We start from the raw sequence: 19,893 nt of genomic DNA, 5'->3' as shown, positions 1-19,893 counted from the left end.
GTTATCCAATACTGACCACATCGAGCAGTTCATGCACCAGATCGCGCTGATTGACCCCGTCCGCTAATGCCTCGTAGGAGAGGCTCAACCTATGGCCCAACACTAAAATCGCCACCTCACGCACATCGTCCACCAGCACATGGTCGCGGCCATTGAGCCAAGCCAAGGCGCGGGCACATTTGTCCAACGCAATCGATGCCCGTGGGCTGGCGCCAATCATCAGCCAACTGGCTAACTTGGAATGGGGATATTGTTCCGGCTGGCGCGTCGCCATCACTAAATCGATAATATAGTTCTCCACCATATCCGATAGCGTCACGGCCGCAATTTGCTGCCGCGCCTTGAGAATACTGGCGGGATCTATGGTGATAGTTTGGGGTTTGTCGGCGCTAAACACGCCGTTTTCCTCACTGCGGACGAGACGTACTATGTCACGCTCTGCTTCTTTTGTGGGGTATTCCACCGACGCTTTGATCAGGAAACGGTCCATCTGCGCTTCGGGCAGCGGATAAGTGCCTTCCTGCTCAATGGGGTTTTGTGTCGCCAGTACCATAAAGAGTTCAGGCAGCACATGGGTTTGCCCTGCCACAGTAATAGTGCCTTCGGCCATGGCCTCTAACAGCGCCGCCTGCACTTTGGCTGGGGCACGGTTAATTTCATCGGCCAGCACAATTTGGTTAAATACTGGCCCCGGCTGAAACCTGAGTGTCGATTTACCCTCAGCCTCGTGGAGCACCTCAGTGCCCGTCACATCGGAGGGCAAGAGATCCGGCGTAAACTGGATCCGGCCAAAGGAAATCGCCAAGGCATTGGCCAAGGCTTTAACCGAGCGGGTTTTTGCCGTTCCGGGCAAACCTTCGAGCAGCACATGGCCGCTGCACAGTAAGCCTAAAATCAGACTGCGGATCACTGTGCGTTGCCCAACGACTTGAGATTCAACCTGTTCAATTAAGGCGAGAATATCCCCGTGGGCACGCGTTTGTGTGTTAGCCATTGGTTCCATGTGGTTGTCCTAGCAATACGGCCAATCCCGTGAGAATCGGCAACGAATAATCGAAAAATGCTTTAATCCCTGGACACAGATAATTGAGCCCTTCTTCCCCATCTGGGGTTTTCAGCAGGCGATTTTTAGGGCATTCGCCCCAACAGAGTTTTAAATACGGGCACTGCTTACAGTATTGGGGTAACGAATCTCGCTTGGCTAAGCCGAAGGTTAATTGTCGGGTCGAGAACGCCATTTCATTTAAGGGGCGCTCGTGCACATTGGCAATCTTATATTCGGGGTAAACATAATGGTCACAGCTAAAGACATCGCCATTATGCTCAATGGCTAAGCCCTTACCGCAAAACTCAGCGGTAATACAAAGCTGCGCCGGTTTACCCATCACTTGGGCGACCGCCGTCTCAAACAGGTTAACCAGCACTCTGCCAAGATCGTTGTTGATCCACTCTTCAAAGGTGACGATTAGGAACTTGCCCCAATCATCGGCATCGACTGACCAATCCGTCACCACAGACATAGGATGCCCAGGTTTCGCCAGCTCACTGCCGACCGTGGGTATCATGCTGCTGTTCCAAAACTGTGGCGCCGTGGTTTTAAAATCGCTAGGTTCGACCACAGGATTAAACTGGATATAGGTCGCACCCAACTCTTTGGTGACAAAGCGGTAAACTTCGAGCGGATACTTTACATTGTGGCGGTTAACCGTCACTAAGGCGTTAAAACGCACCTTGTATTGTTTGAGTTTTTCGACCGCGGCCATCACTAAATGAAAGGTAGGCTTGCCGCTGCGGGTCACACGATATTTGTTATGGAGTTCTTCGGGACCGTCGATGGATAACCCCACGAGGAAATTATGCTCGGCAAGAAATTGGCACCACTCATCGTTTAATAGAATGCCGTTGGTTTGCAGATCGTTTTCAATCTTAACGCCTAGGGGCCGATATTTTTTCTGTAGCTGAACTACCTTGCGAAAATAGTCCACGCCTAACAGGGTCGGCTCGCCCCCCTGCCATGAGAATACGATTTCGTCGCCATCTTGGCTTTCGATATAACCTTTAACAAAGGCCTCGAGGGTCGCATCATCCATCTCAGGTTGCTTAGGCTGATGCAATAAGCCTTCTTTATGCAGATAAAAACAATATTGGCAATCGATGTTACATTTCGCCCCACCGGGCTTAGCCATCACGTGGAAACGACGTTGGTAAGCTGATTTACTATCGCTGAGATCTTTATAGGCGGTCTTTAACGGAACAACTTCTATTTGTGTAGAATCCCTAATACTCACTTTATCCATTTATACCTCACTAAAACAACAGAGCGTCTTAACACTCTGCTGTTTTAATTCTGAGAGTTCTATTCTATGCCAACAGTAAAGCTAGCGGGTTTTTGACGCGGAGGGAATTGTTTAAAGGTGGATAACACATCCATAGCCGTAGGCACCCCTATACCAGAAATAATAAACTGGCGGTCATATTGCCAAGGACCATAGAAATCACTTGTATCGCCACGCTCAAAAGGATCCATTTTTAAATCAAATAATTTAGGCACGCGAAGTTTAGTAAATGGGTGTTCCCAAACTCCCCATCCCGTTTCTTGCTGCTGAATTTGGAAATGGAATTTCCAACGATCTTTTCGAACCGCAAGTAAGTCACCATCGTCACTCCAGTATGCAAACCAATCGCGGCGGCCTTTGTTTTCTTTACCAGTTAGGAATGGCATTTGATTGTAGCCATCAAGGTGCACTTTATAATTATGCCCTTGTATTTTCTTTCCTTTGAGCAATTCGTCTTTGACATTCGATTGACCAACAGCTCCCAGTAAAGTGGGGAACCAATCTTCTCCGGCAAAAATATCATTCACCACTGTCCCAGGCTTAATGTGACCAGGCCAACGAATCATCGCTGGCACACGGAAACCGCCTTCCCAACCAGTATTTTTTTCACTACGGAAGGGAGTCATACCGGCATCAGGCCAAGACATAACCATTGGACCATTATCCGTGGTATACACAACAATAGTGTTGTCAGTAATTTTTAACTCATCAAGCTTATCTAACACTCGTTTGACCTGATTATCATGCTCAATCATGCCATCGGCATAATCACCTAACCCTGTTTTACCAACCCACTTATCAGCTATGTGGGTTTTATTATGCATCCGAGTGGTATTGATCCAAGTGAAGAAAGGTTTATCTGCTTTTACATTTTTATCAATAAATGTCATCGCAGAATCGAGAAACTCATCATCAACAGTTTCCATACGCTTTCGAGTTAATGAACCAGTGTCTTCGACTTTTCCATCTGCAGTAGAATGAATGACACCTCGAGGGGCAAATTTTTTGCTAAATTCAGGATCTTTTGGCCAATCAGGGTTTTCCGGTTGCTCTTCAGCATTTAAATGGTACAGATTACCAAAAAACTCATCAAAACCATGTTTCGTAGGTAAAAACTCATCCTTATCTCCTAAATGGTTTTTACCAAATTGACCAGTAGCATAACCTAACTGCTTTAACATAGTGGCTAATGTAGGATCTTCAGCAGAAATACCAAGATCTGAACCAGGTAACCCCACTTTAGTTAAACCTGTACGCACTGGCATCTGTCCTGTTATAAATGCCGCCCGCCCCGCAGTAGAACTCTGTTGTGCATAATAATCTGTAAATTTCGCTCCTTCGTTAGCGATACGGTCGATATTTGGAGTTTTATACCCCATCATTCCTTGACTATAGGTGCTGAGATTCCAGTAACCCACATCATCACCAAAATAACAACAATATTGGGCTTGTCAGCAGCATAAGCCGAAAGGGATGCCGCCCCCAAAGCAAGTGTACATGCATTTAGCATGAACTTATTTAAACGTTTTTGCTTTCCTGTACTCATAACGACTCCATTAACACGGGTTAGTTGGTTTGAAAATGTCCATCCATACTAAATACATCGTTTTTAAGACTAGGCCCAAAACGTTCAAGAAACAATCATCAAAATGTTTTAAGATACATAAATCAAATTTATGAATTGAAGATTATGGGTTTAAATTTATGGATTTAAATTTAGTGCGCACCTTTTTAGTCGTGGCCGAATGCCAGTCCTACACTAAAGCCGCTGAACATTTACAATTAACGCAACCCGCAATCAGCGCCGCAATTAAACGCTTAGAAAATCGCTATGGCGAAAACCTTTTTATCAAGCAAGGACGAGGAATCGAACTCTCCAGTAAAGGGCAACAATTGATCCCCGCATTTCGCCAAGCCCTCAGCATCATCGAAAATGCGATGAACATGCGTACCCAATTTAATGTTTGCTGCAACGAGTCGCTGATAAGCGCACTATTTCCAATTGAAAACATTAGCTTGCAAGAATCGCCACCAGAGAAAAACCATCTGTTTGAACACCTGCGCCACGAGAAAACCGACATCATAGTCGACAGTTTTCTGACCCGAGATAGCGCCTTTATGGTGGAGGAAATTTACTTAGAACCCTTGGTTGTTATTTGCCGTCGTGACCATCCACGAATTCAGCACAGCATTACTAAAGAGGCTTTTTATAACGAAGAACATGCACTTTATAGTGGTACTTGGGATAAAATTCGCGCCTTCGAACTCTTTGCCAATGAACCGATTGAAGAACGCAAAATTGCATTAATTTGTCACTCCATCGCCAGCATTGCGCTCAATATTGCTCAGAGTGATTCTATCGCCGTTATCGCACGCACATTTGCCGAGCAATGGGCCGATAAATTAAACCTGCAAATATTAACCTGCCCCTTTAAGACCGACTTTATTCCCTATCATTTGGTGTATCACAAACGGGAAATTAAAAATCCCTATCACAAAAAAATCAGAGAAGAAATAAAAGCTAAGATAAAGGCCCTATCTCAGCAATAGTGTATTCATCATCAGTCACTATGGCTCGATTAAACCTCTGACGCCGAGTGGCATGAGACTCGCAGCCTATAGTTTGAAATTAGATCCGAACCCAAACATCATATTTCAGGCAATAAAAAAGCAAGCGATTAAGCTTGCTTTTGACGGCGTACTAAAACGTGTTATTTAACGCGACGACGCATGAATGCTAATGGGGCGAGCAGTAATACAAACCACGGCAAGCTACCACCTGATGAACCTTCTTTTTCGGGTTCTACCGGCGCTTGGCCTTCACCATTAATAGTTACCGTTACAGAGGCTGTCATTTCAGCATCCCCATCAGAGATAGTATAAGTAAAAGTCTCTGTTGCAGATTGCCCTTGATATAAGTTACCAAACTGTCCATTAGGGCTGTAAGTCACTGTGCCATCATTGTTATTGGTAACTTTACCCTTTAACGCGCCAACATTGATTGCTGTGATAGTAAGCGTATCCCCATCAGCATCAGTGTCATTTGCAAGTAAGGCAATTTGTATGTTCCCTGACTTAGTCGTTACTGCTGTGTCAGCAACAGCAACAGGTGCTTCATTAATACCCACAACACTAATGGTCACTTCCGTCGTGCTTGTTGCACCAATTTCATCGGTGATGGTGTAACTAAATACTTCGTTGGCTGTTTCACCTTTTGCCAAGCCGTTAAACTGACCATTAGGATCATAGACAAACGTACCATCGCCATTATCTGTCAGTTTACCTTTCAAACTAGCTTGTTTAGCTGTGAGGGTAAAAGTATGACCGTCAGCATCAGTATCATTGGTTAATGGGGAGATGGTAACAGTTGCATTCTCATTCACACTGACAGCATCAGCCATCGCTGTGGGTGGTGTATTAATTTTGATGGTGATATCAACGGTTGATTCTGCAAAGCCACCTTTATTGTCGGTAATGATATAGCCAAAACTGTCTAATACAGTTGAACCGGGTGTTTCATTTGCAAAAGCACTACCTGAGTCATAGTTGATAACATTACCTGAAATCGCAACAGCTCCCTTAGTTGCTCCCGTCGTCACGCTCTCGATAACAACAGTATCGCCATCAGCATCGGTATCATTGGCCAATGGTGAAATAGTCACTTTTTGGCCAGACCAAATAGTCACTGTATCTGAATTAGCCACTGGCGCATTATTTGGCGGAACGTCAGTGTTTAACGGTTCACCCGCACTGACTTGATATCCCCCCGTAGCCGCAGTGTCATCTTCATGGCTAACAACAACATATAGAGTCGATTCCAATTCAGACTTAGCTAACTTTGAGAACACATAATTTGTCGCGGATGGATTTGTTGCTAGGGTGACATTATCCACTATTGCCGTAGACGCGTCTGATTTGTACACAGTTAATTTAGGCTTCATACCTAAGCTAGCATCAGTCACGCGCACCACGAGATCTTTACTCATATCGATGTTTTCTAAGACATAGAAATCAAGGTCACCAGCACGGTCAATCACTCCATTGATGCCAGCATTCGTCGTCTCGAGTTTTATTGCAGTATGATGACTGTCATCACTGTCATAATAGGGCACGTCGCTAACAACTAATGAAGTTTTCGCAATACGTACAAAGTTCTCTGTGATGGTTGGTAGCGCTTCTTGGACTGGCTCTGAGCCGTCCAATGTTGGTGTAAATAAGCCTGTGGCGGTATATCTCGCCTTGCTATCCTTGTTATCAACATTCACTTCGACTTGGTAAATACCATTCTGATTGTATGGCGCAACTGCTGAGTAAATACCGTCACCAGCGACCGCATCACCTCCTTGCCCATTATCAAACATTTCCAGATTTGTCGTGTTGCCCATCGGATCCTTGATGGTCGCCAGAACGTTAGCACCAGTGATCAGTTTATCCTTGGTTAGCGCCGTCGTTAAAATCATCGGACTTGGATAAGTAACTGCATTACCTGCAAAACCTTCAACTGATACGGTATAACTCCCCGCAAGACTAGGTTCTGCACTCACATTGACTGTCGCGTCCAGTGAACGATTGATATTTGTATTGCTCAACTCAAGTTGCCATTCACCATGACCGAGCGAAGCAATAACGCTATTAGGCACATTGACATTACAAGACTGTCCGCCTGATACCGTCACGCACTCAAACGACACTCCAGCTACATGATTGCCTGAGGCGTCTTTTAGCATGAGTTGTAGGTCTGAGGCATTACCTTTATGGTTTACGAAAATGTTCACATTATCTAAACCAGAATCGATATGAATCCCCTGAGTAGCGCTCGCATTATTTGCCACATTAACCGTTGATGACACTAAGTTTTGATTATCAGTGGCGATGGCATTTGCTTGTAAAAACGCATCGATAATTTCCGCAAGTGTCGTAGGTGAAGAAAAGTATTTCCCACCCGTTGCATTCGCCATAGTCACTAAAGGACCTGTAGGCGAAGCTGAACCATAACCAAAACTAAAGATAGGCACATTCGCATTTTGATAGGCAGTGATGACTGAAGCTTCTGTTTTGATGGAGTCATTGTCGTCACCATCAGCGAGTACGAAAACAACACCGGGAGCACCACTAGCAGCAGCGGTTTGGTAAGTCATTAAATTATCAAGAGCAAGGGAGCTACCATCGAATAGTGCAGTTGAACCGCTGGCATAGATATTATCAATTGCGGCTTTCAGAGCTTGTTTAATACCAGTATCCGGCTTAGGAATTTGTTGCACAGCAAAATCTTGCTTCACGCTTGAGCGACTGGAGAAGGACACCAATCCCATCGCAGTACTGCCTTCTGCGGTAGCATCTACAAGTGTTTTCGCCGCTTGAATTGCGTTATTAATCGGCGAACCATACATGCTACCCGATCTGTCCATCACGATCTGCATATCGATATCACCTTCCACCCACACAAACTTCAGCTGATCACGGCAGCTAGACTGAGCTGCAGGTAACTCAGTTTTGACTGGGTTGCTAGCATCGGGTGCATTATTCGCTAACGTGGTGTATCGAGTGCGAGTGGGCTGGGCTGTTTTTCGACCAGATTTAGGGTCATCTTTCACATCCTGAGTGAGTACTTCCCAAGCGCTCTTTCCATAGACTCGCCCCTGTGCGGTACGGTTAACATCACCAATATTGTTGGCGGTCGAATGATTCAACCATTTCATATCACCGTTTCTCGCTTGCCATTGATTACTCATAATGGAATCAGTGGCAATATCTGTGCTGAGCGTTGCATTTGCCGCCCCAGAAACAGCATTACCTTTATATTCATCATATACACCGTAGGCATAGTGTCCCCACTCATGCGCTAAGGTATAGCCAGCTCCGAGGGGATCGGTGAGCATGTTGTGGTCTTTACCTTGTCCCGCCCCATTAGGGAACACATCACCAAACCAAATATGCATACCATTGGCGCCAAAACCCGCTGTATTGGCACGCGGCCATTCACGATCGCCCCAAATAATATCCGACTTAGATCTATGCTTATTTTCTCTGAAGATACTTATTTTTCCGAGCTTATGCTCACCATTGGATTGCTCACATACCCCATCTGCAAAATAACCTAAAATCTCTTCGTAAGCCTTCTGCTCATTACCTTTGGGATTATTGTGCAAAGATACAGTAATATCGAAAACAGCATTCGATGAATCAGAACTCATTGCTGAAACAGCTTGCATATGATTAGCAGAAACAATGGATTTTTCTTGCTGTTCAGTAACAGTGTTTACACGTGATAACCAGCTGTTTGCAGCCATAGCAGAACTGGATGTTAAAGCGAATCCTACACAGATTGCGACCTTGCTTAGTTTATTTTCCTGTATCACTTCATATCTCCTTTAGAAAGTAATAATAGTTGGAAGGTGTATTTACCCTCTTTCACAACGAGTGTTCCGTTCTTCGTTAACCGTGTTGAAATTGCAGGGTATAAAGACGAAAATTCAGCTATAGGTATTAGCTGAAAAATATACTGAATGAGTTGTCCCTCAGGTAATTCAAGATCTGCGGCAATATCATTTGGAATATGTAAAACAATAATGCTGGGTTCAATATCTTGTTCAGAAATGACAGCATTATATGAATAGGGGAATGCTTTCGGGTCAATTTCACAGTACTGCAACTGCTCGCTAAACCAATACTTATAAGCATGACCAAAACGTGTCACGTCTTCAGTGAGAATCTTGTCTGCACAAAGATTTGCGGGCATATTTCCAGTCACAATCTTATGTGACAAAAGCTGCAAATTGGAATCAAATACAATGACTTCGATTTCACTCTCACTGAGTTCACGAATAATCTGAGTCGTGTATTGACGCTGAATATCCAAAGATGAGTTAAATCTATAGATGGCTTTTGCTTGCACTGCACCACAAAATACAGACAGCACCATAACCAAAAGAAGGGTAATCTTTCGTATCATCCGTGAATACTTACTCGTCCTAAAAATCTACACTCAATGCTAACAAAAAATAAAAAACTTTTGTATGTTTTTTAGCATATTCATAAAAATTTAAAGCTGTTTGCATTTATAGAATTTGATCGCCATTAATTTTTGATAACTAAATATAGCTCTTTTCGAATAAGCACTAAGCCCTGCATGTAACTTCGCTAGTTGCGTCTTGGCTAATGTGAAAACAATAGGCAAGAAGGATAGGACGAGCAGTCCTCCTTGGTCGACTCTTGATAAATAATCAGGGGTGAAGCCCCACGACTTTGATTTAACTCTTCTCCCCGCTTCGGATGCAAAAACTAATCTAAACCGTTGCACCAGATATAGCATTTTTGCACCATTGACCTTCTAAAACATGAATGTTTTAGTAGAACCTACAGGGAGACTCTTGTTTAAACATCAGTACGGCGTGTCACTGGTGTAACAGTGCAAAAGCCTGCGGCAGGCAATTAGGAAATATTGAACTTAGCAGCGATGCTGCACGTTATTAGCAACACAAATACAAAAAGAAATTATCAGGCACTCTGACGCTGTCAGCGCCAAAAACAAAACCCCGATACTGTTGCCAGTATCGGGGTTTTCATTTTCTTTTATCACTATTTGGGTTTTAAGCGATAAGCTAAAGACCACAGATGCTTTTGCTAATCTAGCGCAGGAAAAATCGTTTTAGAGCAAGGCTTTTTGTTGCGACGTGTAGTGTTTTTCTACACGAGTAACAAAGTAACGCAGCTATAAACGATTTTAACCAGCTAGGATCACATCATGCCGCCCATTCCGCCCATTCCACCCATTCCGCCCATATCTGGCGCATCAGCTTTTGGCAGTTCAGCGACCATAGCTTCGGTGGTGATCATCAGGCCTGCGATAGACGCTGCGAATTGCAGTGCGCTACGGGTCACTTTAGTTGGGTCAAGGATACCCATTTCTAACATATCACCGTAGGTGTCGTTACCCGCGTTGTAACCGTAGTTACCGCTGCCGTTCTTCACAGTGTTAGCCACAACAGAGGCTTCTTCGCCTGCGTTGGTTGCGATTTGACGCAGTGGCGCTTCCATTGCACGTAGGGCAATAACCACACCGTGTTTTTGGTCTTCGTTAGCCACTTCAACGTCAGCAATCTTAGAAGCTACACGTACCAGCGCTACACCGCCGCCTGGTACCACGCCTTCTTCAACCGCAGCACGAGTTGCGTGCAGCGCGTCTTCTACGCGAGCTTTTTTCTCTTTCATTTCAACTTCGGTCGCTGCACCGACTTTGATGACCGCAACACCGCCAGCGAGTTTAGCCATACGCTCTTGCAGTTTTTCTTTGTCGTAGTCTGAAGTTGATTCTTCGATTTGTTGCTTGATTTGGCTAACACGCGCTTCGATTTGCGCTTGCTCACCGTTACCATCGATGATGGTGGTGTTGTCTTTAGTGATCACAACACGTTTAGCAGTACCTAAGTCTTCTAAGGTTGCTTTTTCAAGCTCTAAGCCGATTTCTTCAGCGATTACAGTACCGCCAGTTAAAATCGCCACGTCTTGCAGCATTGCCTTACGACGGTCACCAAAGCCTGGCGCTTTAACCGCAGCTACTTTCACGATACCGCGCATGTTGTTCACAACGAGTGTTGCTAATGCTTCGCCTTCAACATCTTCGGCAACGATCAGTAATGGCTTACCAGTTTTTGCCAGACCTTCAAGGATTGGTAACAGTTCGCGAATGTTAGAGATTTTCTTGTCTACTAACAGCACGAATGGGTGATCTAATTCAACGCTGCCAGTTTCTGGCTTGTTGATGAAGTATGGAGACAGGTAACCACGGTCGAACTGCATACCTTCTACTACGTCCAGTTCGTTTTCCAGTGCTTGACCTTCTTCAACGGTGATCACGCCTTCTTTACCGACTTTTTCCATTGCAGTAGCAATGATTTGGCCGATTGACTCGTCAGAGTTAGCAGAGATAGTACCTACTTGAGCGATAGCTTTTGAGTCGGCGCAATCTTGAGAAAGGTTTTTCAGCTCGATAACGGCTGCAGCAACAGCTTTATCGATACCGCGTTTTAAATCCATTGGGTTCATACCCGCTGCAACGGCTTTTAAACCTTCAGTCACAATGGCTTGTGCCAGAACGGTTGCAGTAGTGGTACCGTCACCGGCGGCGTCGTTGGCTTTAGAAGCAACTTCTTTCACCATTTGCGCGCCCATGTTTTCGAACTTGTCTTCTAATTCGATTTCTTTTGCAACAGACACACCGTCTTTAGTGATCAGTGGTGAGCCAAAGCTCTTGTCTAATACCACGTTACGGCCTTTAGGGCCTAAGGTCACTTTTACTGCGTTAGCCAGAATGTTTACACCAGCCAGCATTTTTACGCGTGCGTCATTACCAAATACAACTTCTTTAGCTGCCATATTGAGTATCCTTTAAATTTTTGATGATTAATTGGAATGTCGAATTGATGTCGTGGATTAACCTACGATGGCCATCAGGTCAGCTTCTGACAGGATCAAGACTTCTTGACCGTCGATTTTTTCTTTCTTCACACCGTAACCTTCATTGAAGATCACTACATCACCTACTTTCACATCCAGTGGTCTTACAGTGCCATTTTCGAGAATACGGCCGTTGCCTACTGCCAGTACTTCTCCGCGAGTCGATTTTTCAGCGGCGCTACCGGTTAATACAATGCCACCCGCTGAAGTTGATTCAACTTCTAAACGCTTAACGATTACGCGGTCATGTAATGGACGAATATTCATCTATGAACTCTCCTAATGATTTAATGCCCAACAATCGAGGCGATTTTGTGATGAAAAAGAGGAAGCGTTTTCGCCCTCCCCTTTGATGTCTGTGATATGGGGTTAGCCCGCGTCAGATCCAAGTGCCTTTACAAAAAAAAATTCAAATTTTTGATGTCAGTTTTTTCAAGCGAGCACAATCCTGCTAGAATTCGGCCTCCGCTCGCAAACAAGGCACTATTTTCCCCATGCAAGACAGACACGGGCTGCTTAGCGCGCCAATTGGTCGTGTACTGCTCAACATGAGCCTCCCTAACTTGATTGGCATTATGACCATTCTGGGTTTTAGCCTCGCTGACACTTTTTTTATCAGCCAGTTAGGAACAGAAGCCTTAGCGGCGATCAGTTTTACCTTTCCAGTGACCTTGATTATTTCCAGCATTGCGATTGGGATTGGCGCTGGCGTATCGACCAACCTTGGCAGGCTGATTGGCTCGGGCAATGCCCCACGTGCCAAAGTGTTTTTGCACGATGCGCTTCTGCTGACCTTTATCCTGATCGCCAGTTTATCCGCCCTGGGTAGCATTTTTATTAAGCCACTGTTTAGCTTGCTTGGCGCCAATGACACCAGCCTGCCGCTGATCCACGACTATATGGTGTATTGGTATGTGGGTGCGCCACTGTTAGTGTTATTGATGGTGGGGAATCAGGGATTACGCTCGACCGGAGATACCCGCTCCCCCGCGATGATTATGGCGCTGGCGGCGATCATCAACTTAATTCTCGACCCTTTATTAATCTTCGGTATCGGGCCTTTTCCGCGCTTAGAGATCCAAGGCGCAGCAATAGCGACACTGTGCTCCTGGCTGGTAGCCCTATCGCTCTCGGGTTATTTGTTGATTATTAAGCGCAATATGTTGGAGTGGGCGGCATTTGATATCGATAGAATGCGCGCCAACTGGAGTAAGCTCGCCCATATCGCCCAGCCAGCGGCTCTGATGAATTTAATCAATCCACTCGCCAATGCGGTGATTATGGCAATGCTGGCGCATATCGACCACAGCGCCGTCGCTGCCTTTGGTGCGGGCACGCGCTTAGAGTCGGTGCTCTTGATTGTAGTGATGGCGCTCTCGTCGAGCTTAATGCCGTTTATCGCGCAAAACCTCGGTGCTGGGCAGCCGCAAAGGGCCAAACAGGCACTGCTGTTATCGCTGAAATTTATCTTAGTATTCCAAACCTTACTCTATATTCCGCTGGCGTTTTTGGCTCAGCCTATCGCCCATTTATTCAGCACCGATCCGCAGGTACTAGAGTGGTTAAGCTTTTATATTCTGGTGCTGCCCTGCGCATACGGCCCCTTGGGCATAGTGATTATCTTTGCCACGGCGCTCAATGCGTACCACAGACCCATGAGTTCGTTAGTGATTAACCTGTGCCGTTTAGTGCTGCTGATGCTGCCACTGGCGGCGCTGGGATCCTATATCGATGGCGTGAAAGGCTTATTGCTGGCGCTGCCGATAACGAATCTCTTGATGGGGATTGCCTGTTACTATCTTGCGCAGCGTATTTGCGAGCCGACCAAGGTCACAACCGCCGACGCAATCTAACTCTGCAAGATCTAACTCTGCAAGATCTAACTCTGCAAGATTTAGCGTAAAAGGCCGCAGCTAAGGTCGCGGCCGTTAAGGAAAGTTAAGAAAAACAGGCTCATATCAAGGCACAAACGGCGACGATTTGCTGCGCCACTGGCGCTGGCTAAGTGGCCACACATACTGCACACACTGCCACAGTATCCGCGGTAACTTAGCCATTGAGAGACGCCTGATTACACCGCGTGTTTCAGGCGAAAACGGACATCATTCGGCGGGAACGGTTCTTCCGAGGGTTTGCAGGAGCGACGCCCCAAATTACCTTCGGCACTCATATTGGTCGGCACGCCCTCTGGCGCCAACTCTTGCATGATAAAGTCGATAAAGCGGCGACAGGCAAGACTAACATAACGTCTTGAAGGATAAGCCAAATAACATTCCCCGGGATGTGGGTCAATCTCGGGTAACAGGGTGACTAATTGGCCGTTAGACACATGCTCGACCACCACTTCGGTCGGGGCATACACTATGCCTCGGCCTTGTAGAGCAAACTCCACCGCCACTTCGACACTGTTAGAGCAGAAATTGCCTCTGACCCGCACTTCTTCTTCGGCACCAATCCATAACTCATTGAAGATTTTGCCGTTCGATAGCCTAAACAAGGCCACGTTATGGGACTCAATCTCCTGTGGCGTCCGCGGCGTACCGTGCTCGGCGAGGTATTGGGGACTGGCATAAAAGCGCAGATCTGTGGTGAAGATGGGGCGCACTACTAGGTCTAAGGTGTCCAATGCAGGCTCGACCACAAAGGCCACATCGAGGTTATTCTTCACCATATCCACGGATTCAGCGCTGTTGATCACTTCAACGGTCAACTTAGGGTGCAGATCCATAAAGCGGAAAATGGCGTGCATCAGTACATTCATGCTGTGGATAGGAAACATTTGAATGCGAAGATGGCCACTGATCTCAGCATCTTCGTTAGTCATCTCAAACAGGGTTTCGTCGAGCTGCGCCAAAATGTTTTGCGATCTATGGTAAAAATGGCTTCCCGCTGAGGTCAGCGTCATCGAGCGACTCTGGCGGTGGAATAGCTTGATATTCAGTTCATCTTCCAACGCCTGTAAACGGCGGCTCACGGTCGATTTAGGTAAGTTAAGCAAATCAGCAGCTTCGATCAAACTACCAGTTTCGGCTATGCGGTGAAATAACGCTAAGTCCTCTGTCTTCATTTTTAACTTAATTTCAATCTCATTATGTGGGACTCATAATCCCAAAGTATCCCGTTTATTGCAACAAATTTAGCTGTTATCTTCGCGTCCCTAAAATGCTGATAAATTGTTATCGAGGACTCCCTGACCATGAAATCATATCGACTGCTTCCCCTAGCGGCTTTATTGCCAGCCGTGCTCACAGCTTGCACTCCAGCGGAAAGCTCGGTACAGGCGAGTGCCATTCGTCCAGTAAAACTCTTTGAAGTTGAGCAACTCGAAGGGGGAAATTTAAGGACGTTTCCGGCGCGCGTCAGTGCTAATAGCCGCGCTGAATTATCCTTTAGAATTTCCGGCGAACTGACGGTTCTGGCATTAGTGGAAGGACAACAGATCCGTCAAGGTAGCCTGTTGGCTAAACTCGATGACAGGGATGCCTATAACAATTTAATGACCCGCGAAGCGGATCATGAGCTCTTAGAGGCGGATTTTCAGCGTAAAACCGAACTCCTCAAACGCAAATTAATCTCTCAAGCCGAGTTTGATAGCGCCCAAGCGCAACTTAAATCGGCCAAAGCCGCCTTAGCCGCCGCCCGTGACCAGTTAAGTTATACCAAGCTTATCGCTCCCTTTAGTGGCACTGTGGCCAAACGTTTAGTGGATAACCACCAAATTGTGCAGGCCAACCAAGGGATTTTAACGCTGCAAAACAACAGTTTGCTTGATGTCAGCATTCAAGTCCCCGAAGCGATGGCGGCGAGCCTAAACAACTATATTCAGCAGCAAAACTTTACCGCTAAGGTGCGTTTTAGCGCATTAGCAGACATGGAGTTTGATGCGAAATTCAAAGAATACTCGACCCAAGTGACCCCGGGTACTCAGGCCTATGAAGTGGTGTTTTCGTTACCGCAACCTAAAGATATTCAGTTACTTCCTGGCATGAGCGCCGAGTTAACCCTCGCCTTAGTAAAAACACCAGATCAAACCGCGTCGGCCATAGTGCCAGTCACCGCCATCGATAAACGCGACCAAGACGGCCAAGTTCAAGTGTGGGTGTATCAGTCTCAGTCGGGTGAAGTGAAACCCACAGCCGTCACCTTAGGGCGTGTCACTACTCAAGGCATCGAAGTCTTAGGCGGCATCAACAAGGGCGACTTGATTGTGAGTGCAGGAGTTTCCCAGTTATCCGACGGGATGAAAGTCAAACCACTACGCTGGCAGCGCGGAGTGTAATTCATGAATATTGCTGAGTATTCCATTCGCCACAAAGTCATCAGCTGGATGTTTGTGTTGCTGCTACTCGTGGGTGGCGGCGTCAGTTTTACGGGCCTTGGGCAATTAGAATTTCCCGAATTTACCATTAAAGAAGCCCTAGTGATCACCGCTTACCCGGGCGCATCCCCCGAGCAAGTCGAAGAGGAGGTGACCCTGCCCCTCGAAGATGCATTACAGCAGCTCGATGCGGTTAAGCACGTGACCTCAATCAACAGTGCAGGCCTGTCGCAGATCCAAATTGAGATTAAAGAAACCTACGACAAAACCAGCCTGCCACAGGTGTGGGATGAAGTGCGCCGTAAGGTTAACGATACCGCAGGACAACTGCCCCCCGGCAGCACCTCGCCCAAGGTCTATGACGACTTTGGCGACGTCTATGGGATTTTGTTTAACCTCTCAGGCCCGGATTACAGCAACCGCGAATTAACCAACTATGCCGACTATTTGCGCCGCGAATTAGTGCTAGTGCCAGGGGTGAAAAAAGTCTCAGTCGCGGGCAGTGTAACCGAGCAAGTGGTGATTGAAATATCACAGCAAAAACTCTCGGCACTGGGGCTAGATCAAAACTATATCTACGGTCTTATCAACAACCAAAACGTAGTATCCAACGCCGGGAGTTTAGTCGTTGGCGATAATCGCATTCGTATCCACCCTACGGGTGAATTCAGCAGTGTGCAGGATCTGGCGCGTCTGATTGTCAGCCCACCGGGTAGCACCGAACTCATTTATTTAGGGGATATTGCCAATATTGAGAAAGATTACGACGAGACCCCGAGTGTGCTCTATCACAACCGTGGCGAGACAGCTTTATCACTGGGGATTTCCTTCTCAAGCGGCGTTAACGTGGTTGAAGTGGGTAAAAGCGTTAGCCAGCGCCTTTCCGAGCTAGAATCACAGCGGCCGATTGGGATGAACCTAGACACGGTTTATAACCAGAGTCTGGCGGTAGATGACACAGTTAATGGCTTTTTAATCAACCTATTAGAATCGATTGCCATCGTTATTGCCGTGCTATTGCTGTTTATGGGCTTACGCTCTGGCTTACTGATGGGATTAATCCTGCTGCTGACCATTCTCGGCACTTTTATCGTGATGAAAGTACTGGGCATTGAGCTGCAACTCATCTCCCTCGGCGCCCTGATCATCGCGCTTGGTATGCTGGTCGATAACGCCATTGTGGTGACGGAAGGTATTCTGATTGGCCTGCGCCGGGGTAAGACTCGCCTCGAAGCCGCAAAACAAATTGTGTCGCAAACCCAGTGGCCGCTACTTGGCGCCACAGTGATCGCGATTATCGCCTTTGCGCCGATTGGTTTATCACAAAATGCCGCCGGTGAGTTTTGTCGCTCCCTGTTCCAAGTGTTAATGATCTCCTTATTTATCAGTTGGATTACTGCGATCACCCTGACACCTTTCTTCTGCCACTTGCTCTTTAAAGATGCACCAGCAGACGATGAAGAACAGGACCCATACAAGGGCTGGTTCTTTAGCTTATACCGCGCGAGTTTAACCTTTGCCCTGCGTTTTAGGCTCACCAGTATTCTCTTGGTCGGTGCCATGCTCGTTACTGCGGTAATTGGCTTTGGGCATATCAAAAATGTGTTCTTCCCAGCGTCAAATACGCCAATCTTCTTTGTGGATATTTGGATGCCTGAAGGCACGGATATCAAAGGCACAGAACGCTTTACCGCCGATATTGAGCAGATGCTACTCAAGCAAGCCGAGGAACAACACAGCGGCCTAAAACACTTAACCACAGTGATTGGCCAAGGTGCGCAGCGTTTCGTCCTGCCCTATCAACCCGAGAAAGGCTACCCCGCCTTTGCCCAGTTGATCATCGAGATGGAGGATTTAGCGTCGCTCAAAGTCTATATGTCTGAGTTAGAAGGACAGTTAAATAAACGATTCCCGCAGGCGCAATATCGATTCAAGAATATGGAAAACGGCCCGTCTCCCGCCGCGAAGATTGAGGCTCGTTTCTACGGTGATGACCCCGAAGTGCTGCGTGCATTAGGCGCGCAGGCCGAAGCGATTTTCCATGCAGAACCAACGATGGACGGTGTTCGCCATGACTGGCGCAATCAAGTGCCGCTGATCCGCCCGCAGCTGCAAAATGCTCAGGCGAGGGAAACCGGGATCAGTAAGCAAGATCTGGATAACGCACTGCTCATCAACTTTAGCGGCAAACAGATTGGCCTGTACCGTGAAACCAGCCATTTGCTGCCTATCGTTGCCCGTGCGCCCGCCGAAGAGCGCTTACAGGCCGACAGCCTGTGGAAACTGCAAATTTGGAGTACCGAGCACAACACCTTCGTGCCAGCCACCCAAGTGGTGAGCCAGTTCGAAACCCAGTGGGAAAACCCGTTGGTGAAGCGTCGCGACCGGATGCGGATGTTAGCGGTTCTGGCCGATCCAAAGCTTGGCAGCGATGAGACAGCCGATTCTGTGCTGCGTAAAGTGAAGGATAAGGTTGAAGCCATCAGTCTTCCCGCTGGTTACCACCTCGAATGGGGCGGCGAGTATGAGACTGCAGGCGAAGCCCAAACCGCGGTATTTAGCTCGATTCCTATGGGTTACTTGGCGATGTTTTTAATCACAGTGTTCCTGTTTAACTCTGTGCGTCAGCCCTTAGTGATTTGGTTTACCGTGCCACTGGCCTTGATTGGTGTCTCGGCGGGATTATTGATTTTCGATGCCCCCTTTAGCTTTATGGCGCTGCTAGGCCTGCTGAGCCTCTCGGGCATGGTGATTAAAAACGGCATTGTGTTGGTTGATCAAATCAACCTCGAGCTCGGTGAAGGTAAACCCGCCTATGCCGCCCTTGTCGATTCGAGTGTGAGTCGTGTGCGCCCCGTATTAATGGCGGCGATCACTACTATGCTCGGGATGATCCCGCTGATCCCCGACGCCTTTTTCGGCTCGATGGCGATCACTATCATCTTTGGTTTAGGTTTTGCCTCATTACTGACCCTGATAGTGCTGCCAGTGATGTACAGTTTGGCCTTTAACATCAAACCGAATGCAGTGGCGAGCACCAACTAGCACGTCACTCTCCCTAAACGCTTCCCGGCGTGGCCGATCGATGTAGTATTGCTCATCGATTGGCCCTTTCCTTCTCTTGATTATCCACTTAAGCCGAATACAAAAACGCCTAGATTTCAGCTTGGTTAGCATAAAATCTAGGCGCGGTAAGAGTGAATGACTATCGAGCCCGGCGTTAATTGACGACCTTTTTCACGACTTTCTTAGCATCGACACCCTCTTTCTTATCGTGCTTGTCGTGTTCGTGCTTATCTTGCTTTAGCGCATCGGAGGCTTTGTCGGATAGCTTATCGTCGGGTTTAATATCATCGACCTTATCACTGACCGAATCCGTCACTTTATCCTTAGCATCCCCAACGGCATCCTTGGCATCTTTCGCCGTACGCTCGGCGGCTTTCTCGGGAGTACAGCGACCACTCACGCCAGTAGTAGCCTTGACCGCGGCATTCTTGGCAACTTTTTCAGGGTCGCAATTTGGATCTAAAGGCCCTGCCACGGCGCTATAGGTGATCAGCGAGCAAGTTACGACAGACAACAATCCCGACATCAGCTTTAACTTAGTTAAGTGCATATTCAACCTCCATGAATAATATGTTCGAGGTTTACTATAGTACGCCCCTAAATCGAAGCAAAGGTGAGGCAAGTGATCCACCGCAGACTATTGCGACAAAGCCCAAATAAAAACAAGCTCCCAGAGGGTTACCCATGGGAGCTTGCAGAATAATGCCTGAGTACAGC

Annotated in this window: 12 protein-coding genes and 1 pseudogene; 4 read left to right on the top strand and 9 right to left on the bottom strand. The window is 47.0% G+C overall.

The annotated features are described in order from the left end of the window. Position 1: 1 nt before the first annotated feature. The 3 genes and pseudogenes from B5P39_RS00895 to B5P39_RS00885 form a co-directional block, all read right to left on the bottom strand. Positions 2-1,003, bottom strand: a complete 1,002-nt coding sequence (locus tag B5P39_RS00895; protein WP_088210112.1) for an AAA family ATPase — start codon at positions 1,001-1,003, stop codon at positions 2-4. Continuing rightward, a complete protein-coding gene (locus B5P39_RS00890) occupies positions 987-2,297 on the bottom strand; it encodes an anaerobic sulfatase maturase (RefSeq protein ID WP_088210111.1) in 1,311 nt (436 codons plus the stop codon). Before B5P39_RS00890 ends, B5P39_RS00895 begins: the two co-directional genes overlap by 17 nt. 59 nt (positions 2,298-2,356) lie before the next feature. Then, positions 2,357-3,882: pseudogene (locus tag B5P39_RS00885) on the bottom strand (arylsulfatase). A gap of 158 nt (positions 3,883-4,040) precedes the next feature. Here B5P39_RS00885 and B5P39_RS00880 point away from each other — a divergent pair. Then, on the top strand, positions 4,041-4,886 hold the full coding sequence (locus tag B5P39_RS00880) for a LysR family transcriptional regulator (RefSeq protein ID WP_088210110.1): 846 nt from the start codon (positions 4,041-4,043) through the stop codon (positions 4,884-4,886). Between the two features lie 161 nt (positions 4,887-5,047). Here the strand turns inward: B5P39_RS00880 and B5P39_RS00875 are convergent, their stop codons facing one another. From B5P39_RS00875 to B5P39_RS00855, 4 genes are all read right to left on the bottom strand, one after another. Beyond that, positions 5,048-8,695, bottom strand: coding sequence for an Ig-like domain-containing protein (locus B5P39_RS00875; RefSeq protein WP_088210109.1), 3,648 nt, complete (start codon positions 8,693-8,695; stop codon positions 5,048-5,050). Further along, positions 8,692-9,288, bottom strand: a complete 597-nt coding sequence (locus tag B5P39_RS00870) for a hypothetical protein (protein ID WP_088210108.1) — start codon at positions 9,286-9,288, stop codon at positions 8,692-8,694. Before B5P39_RS00870 ends, B5P39_RS00875 begins: the two co-directional genes overlap by 4 nt. A gap of 785 nt (positions 9,289-10,073) precedes the next feature. Beyond that, positions 10,074-11,711 (bottom strand): chaperonin GroEL, encoded by a 1,638-nt coding sequence (gene groL / locus B5P39_RS00860; RefSeq protein ID WP_011718348.1) that lies wholly within the window; start codon positions 11,709-11,711, stop codon positions 10,074-10,076. Between the two features lie 57 nt (positions 11,712-11,768). Beyond that, entirely contained in the window at positions 11,769-12,059 is a 291-nt protein-coding gene (locus B5P39_RS00855) for a co-chaperone GroES (RefSeq protein WP_011071021.1), read from the bottom strand. Between the two features lie 227 nt (positions 12,060-12,286). Here B5P39_RS00855 and B5P39_RS00850 point away from each other — a divergent pair, with 227 nt between their 5' ends. Beyond that, positions 12,287-13,645 (top strand): MATE family efflux transporter, encoded by a 1,359-nt coding sequence (locus B5P39_RS00850; protein ID WP_086902160.1) that lies wholly within the window; start codon positions 12,287-12,289, stop codon positions 13,643-13,645. 218 nt (positions 13,646-13,863) lie between these two features. Here the strand turns inward: B5P39_RS00850 and B5P39_RS00845 are convergent, their stop codons facing one another. Then, positions 13,864-14,859, bottom strand: coding sequence for a LysR family transcriptional regulator (locus B5P39_RS00845; RefSeq protein WP_086902161.1), 996 nt, complete (start codon positions 14,857-14,859; stop codon positions 13,864-13,866). Between the two features lie 129 nt (positions 14,860-14,988). Here B5P39_RS00845 and B5P39_RS00840 point away from each other — a divergent pair, with 129 nt between their 5' ends. Together B5P39_RS00840 and B5P39_RS00835 are read left to right on the top strand one after the other, a co-directional pair. Then, positions 14,989-16,071, top strand: a complete 1,083-nt coding sequence (locus B5P39_RS00840) for an efflux RND transporter periplasmic adaptor subunit (protein WP_086902162.1) — start codon at positions 14,989-14,991, stop codon at positions 16,069-16,071. Positions 16,072-16,074: 3 nt separating this feature from the next. Then, positions 16,075-19,155: an efflux RND transporter permease subunit gene (locus tag B5P39_RS00835; RefSeq protein WP_088210106.1), complete on the top strand. Its 3,081-nt coding sequence runs from the start codon at positions 16,075-16,077 to the stop codon at positions 19,153-19,155. A 175-nt stretch (positions 19,156-19,330) separates the two neighbouring features. On the opposite strand, the gene B5P39_RS00830 is transcribed toward B5P39_RS00835, so the two are convergent. Next, positions 19,331-19,726 carry a hypothetical protein gene (locus B5P39_RS00830; RefSeq protein ID WP_088210105.1) on the bottom strand — a complete coding sequence of 132 codons (396 nt, stop codon included), beginning with the start codon at positions 19,724-19,726 and terminating at the stop codon, positions 19,331-19,333. Positions 19,727-19,893: the final 167 nt, after the last annotated feature.

Source organism: Shewanella sp. Shew256 (assembly GCF_002196695.1).
Taxonomy (GTDB): Bacteria; Pseudomonadota; Gammaproteobacteria; order Enterobacterales; family Shewanellaceae; genus Shewanella; species Shewanella mangrovisoli.
The sequence above is the reverse complement of the archived record's forward strand: the minus strand, read 5'-3'. Positions and strand labels throughout refer to the sequence as shown.

What these genes read in the sequence shown, in the direction of transcription:
- B5P39_RS00840 (WP_086902162.1), top strand. Translation starts at nt 14,989, where the DNA reads ATGAAATCATATCGACTGCTTCCCCTAGCGGCTTTATTGCCAGCCGTG.
- B5P39_RS00850 (WP_086902160.1), top strand. Translation starts at nt 12,287, where the DNA reads ATGCAAGACAGACACGGGCTGCTTAGCGCGCCAATTGGTCGTGTACTG.
- B5P39_RS00890 (WP_088210111.1), bottom strand. Translation starts at nt 2,297, where the DNA reads ATGGATAAAGTGAGTATTAGGGATTCTACACAAATAGAAGTTGTTCCG.
- B5P39_RS00855 (WP_011071021.1), bottom strand. Translation starts at nt 12,059, where the DNA reads ATGAATATTCGTCCATTACATGACCGCGTAATCGTTAAGCGTTTAGAA.
- B5P39_RS00835 (WP_088210106.1), top strand. Translation starts at nt 16,075, where the DNA reads ATGAATATTGCTGAGTATTCCATTCGCCACAAAGTCATCAGCTGGATG.
- groL (WP_011718348.1), bottom strand. Translation starts at nt 11,711, where the DNA reads ATGGCAGCTAAAGAAGTTGTATTTGGTAATGACGCACGCGTAAAAATG.
- B5P39_RS00830 (WP_088210105.1), bottom strand. Translation starts at nt 19,726, where the DNA reads ATGCACTTAACTAAGTTAAAGCTGATGTCGGGATTGTTGTCTGTCGTA.
- B5P39_RS00870 (WP_088210108.1), bottom strand. Translation starts at nt 9,288, where the DNA reads ATGATACGAAAGATTACCCTTCTTTTGGTTATGGTGCTGTCTGTATTT.
- B5P39_RS00895 (WP_088210112.1), bottom strand. Translation starts at nt 1,003, where the DNA reads ATGGAACCAATGGCTAACACACAAACGCGTGCCCACGGGGATATTCTC.
- B5P39_RS00845 (WP_086902161.1), bottom strand. Translation starts at nt 14,859, where the DNA reads ATGAAGACAGAGGACTTAGCGTTATTTCACCGCATAGCCGAAACTGGT.
- B5P39_RS00880 (WP_088210110.1), top strand. Translation starts at nt 4,041, where the DNA reads ATGGATTTAAATTTAGTGCGCACCTTTTTAGTCGTGGCCGAATGCCAG.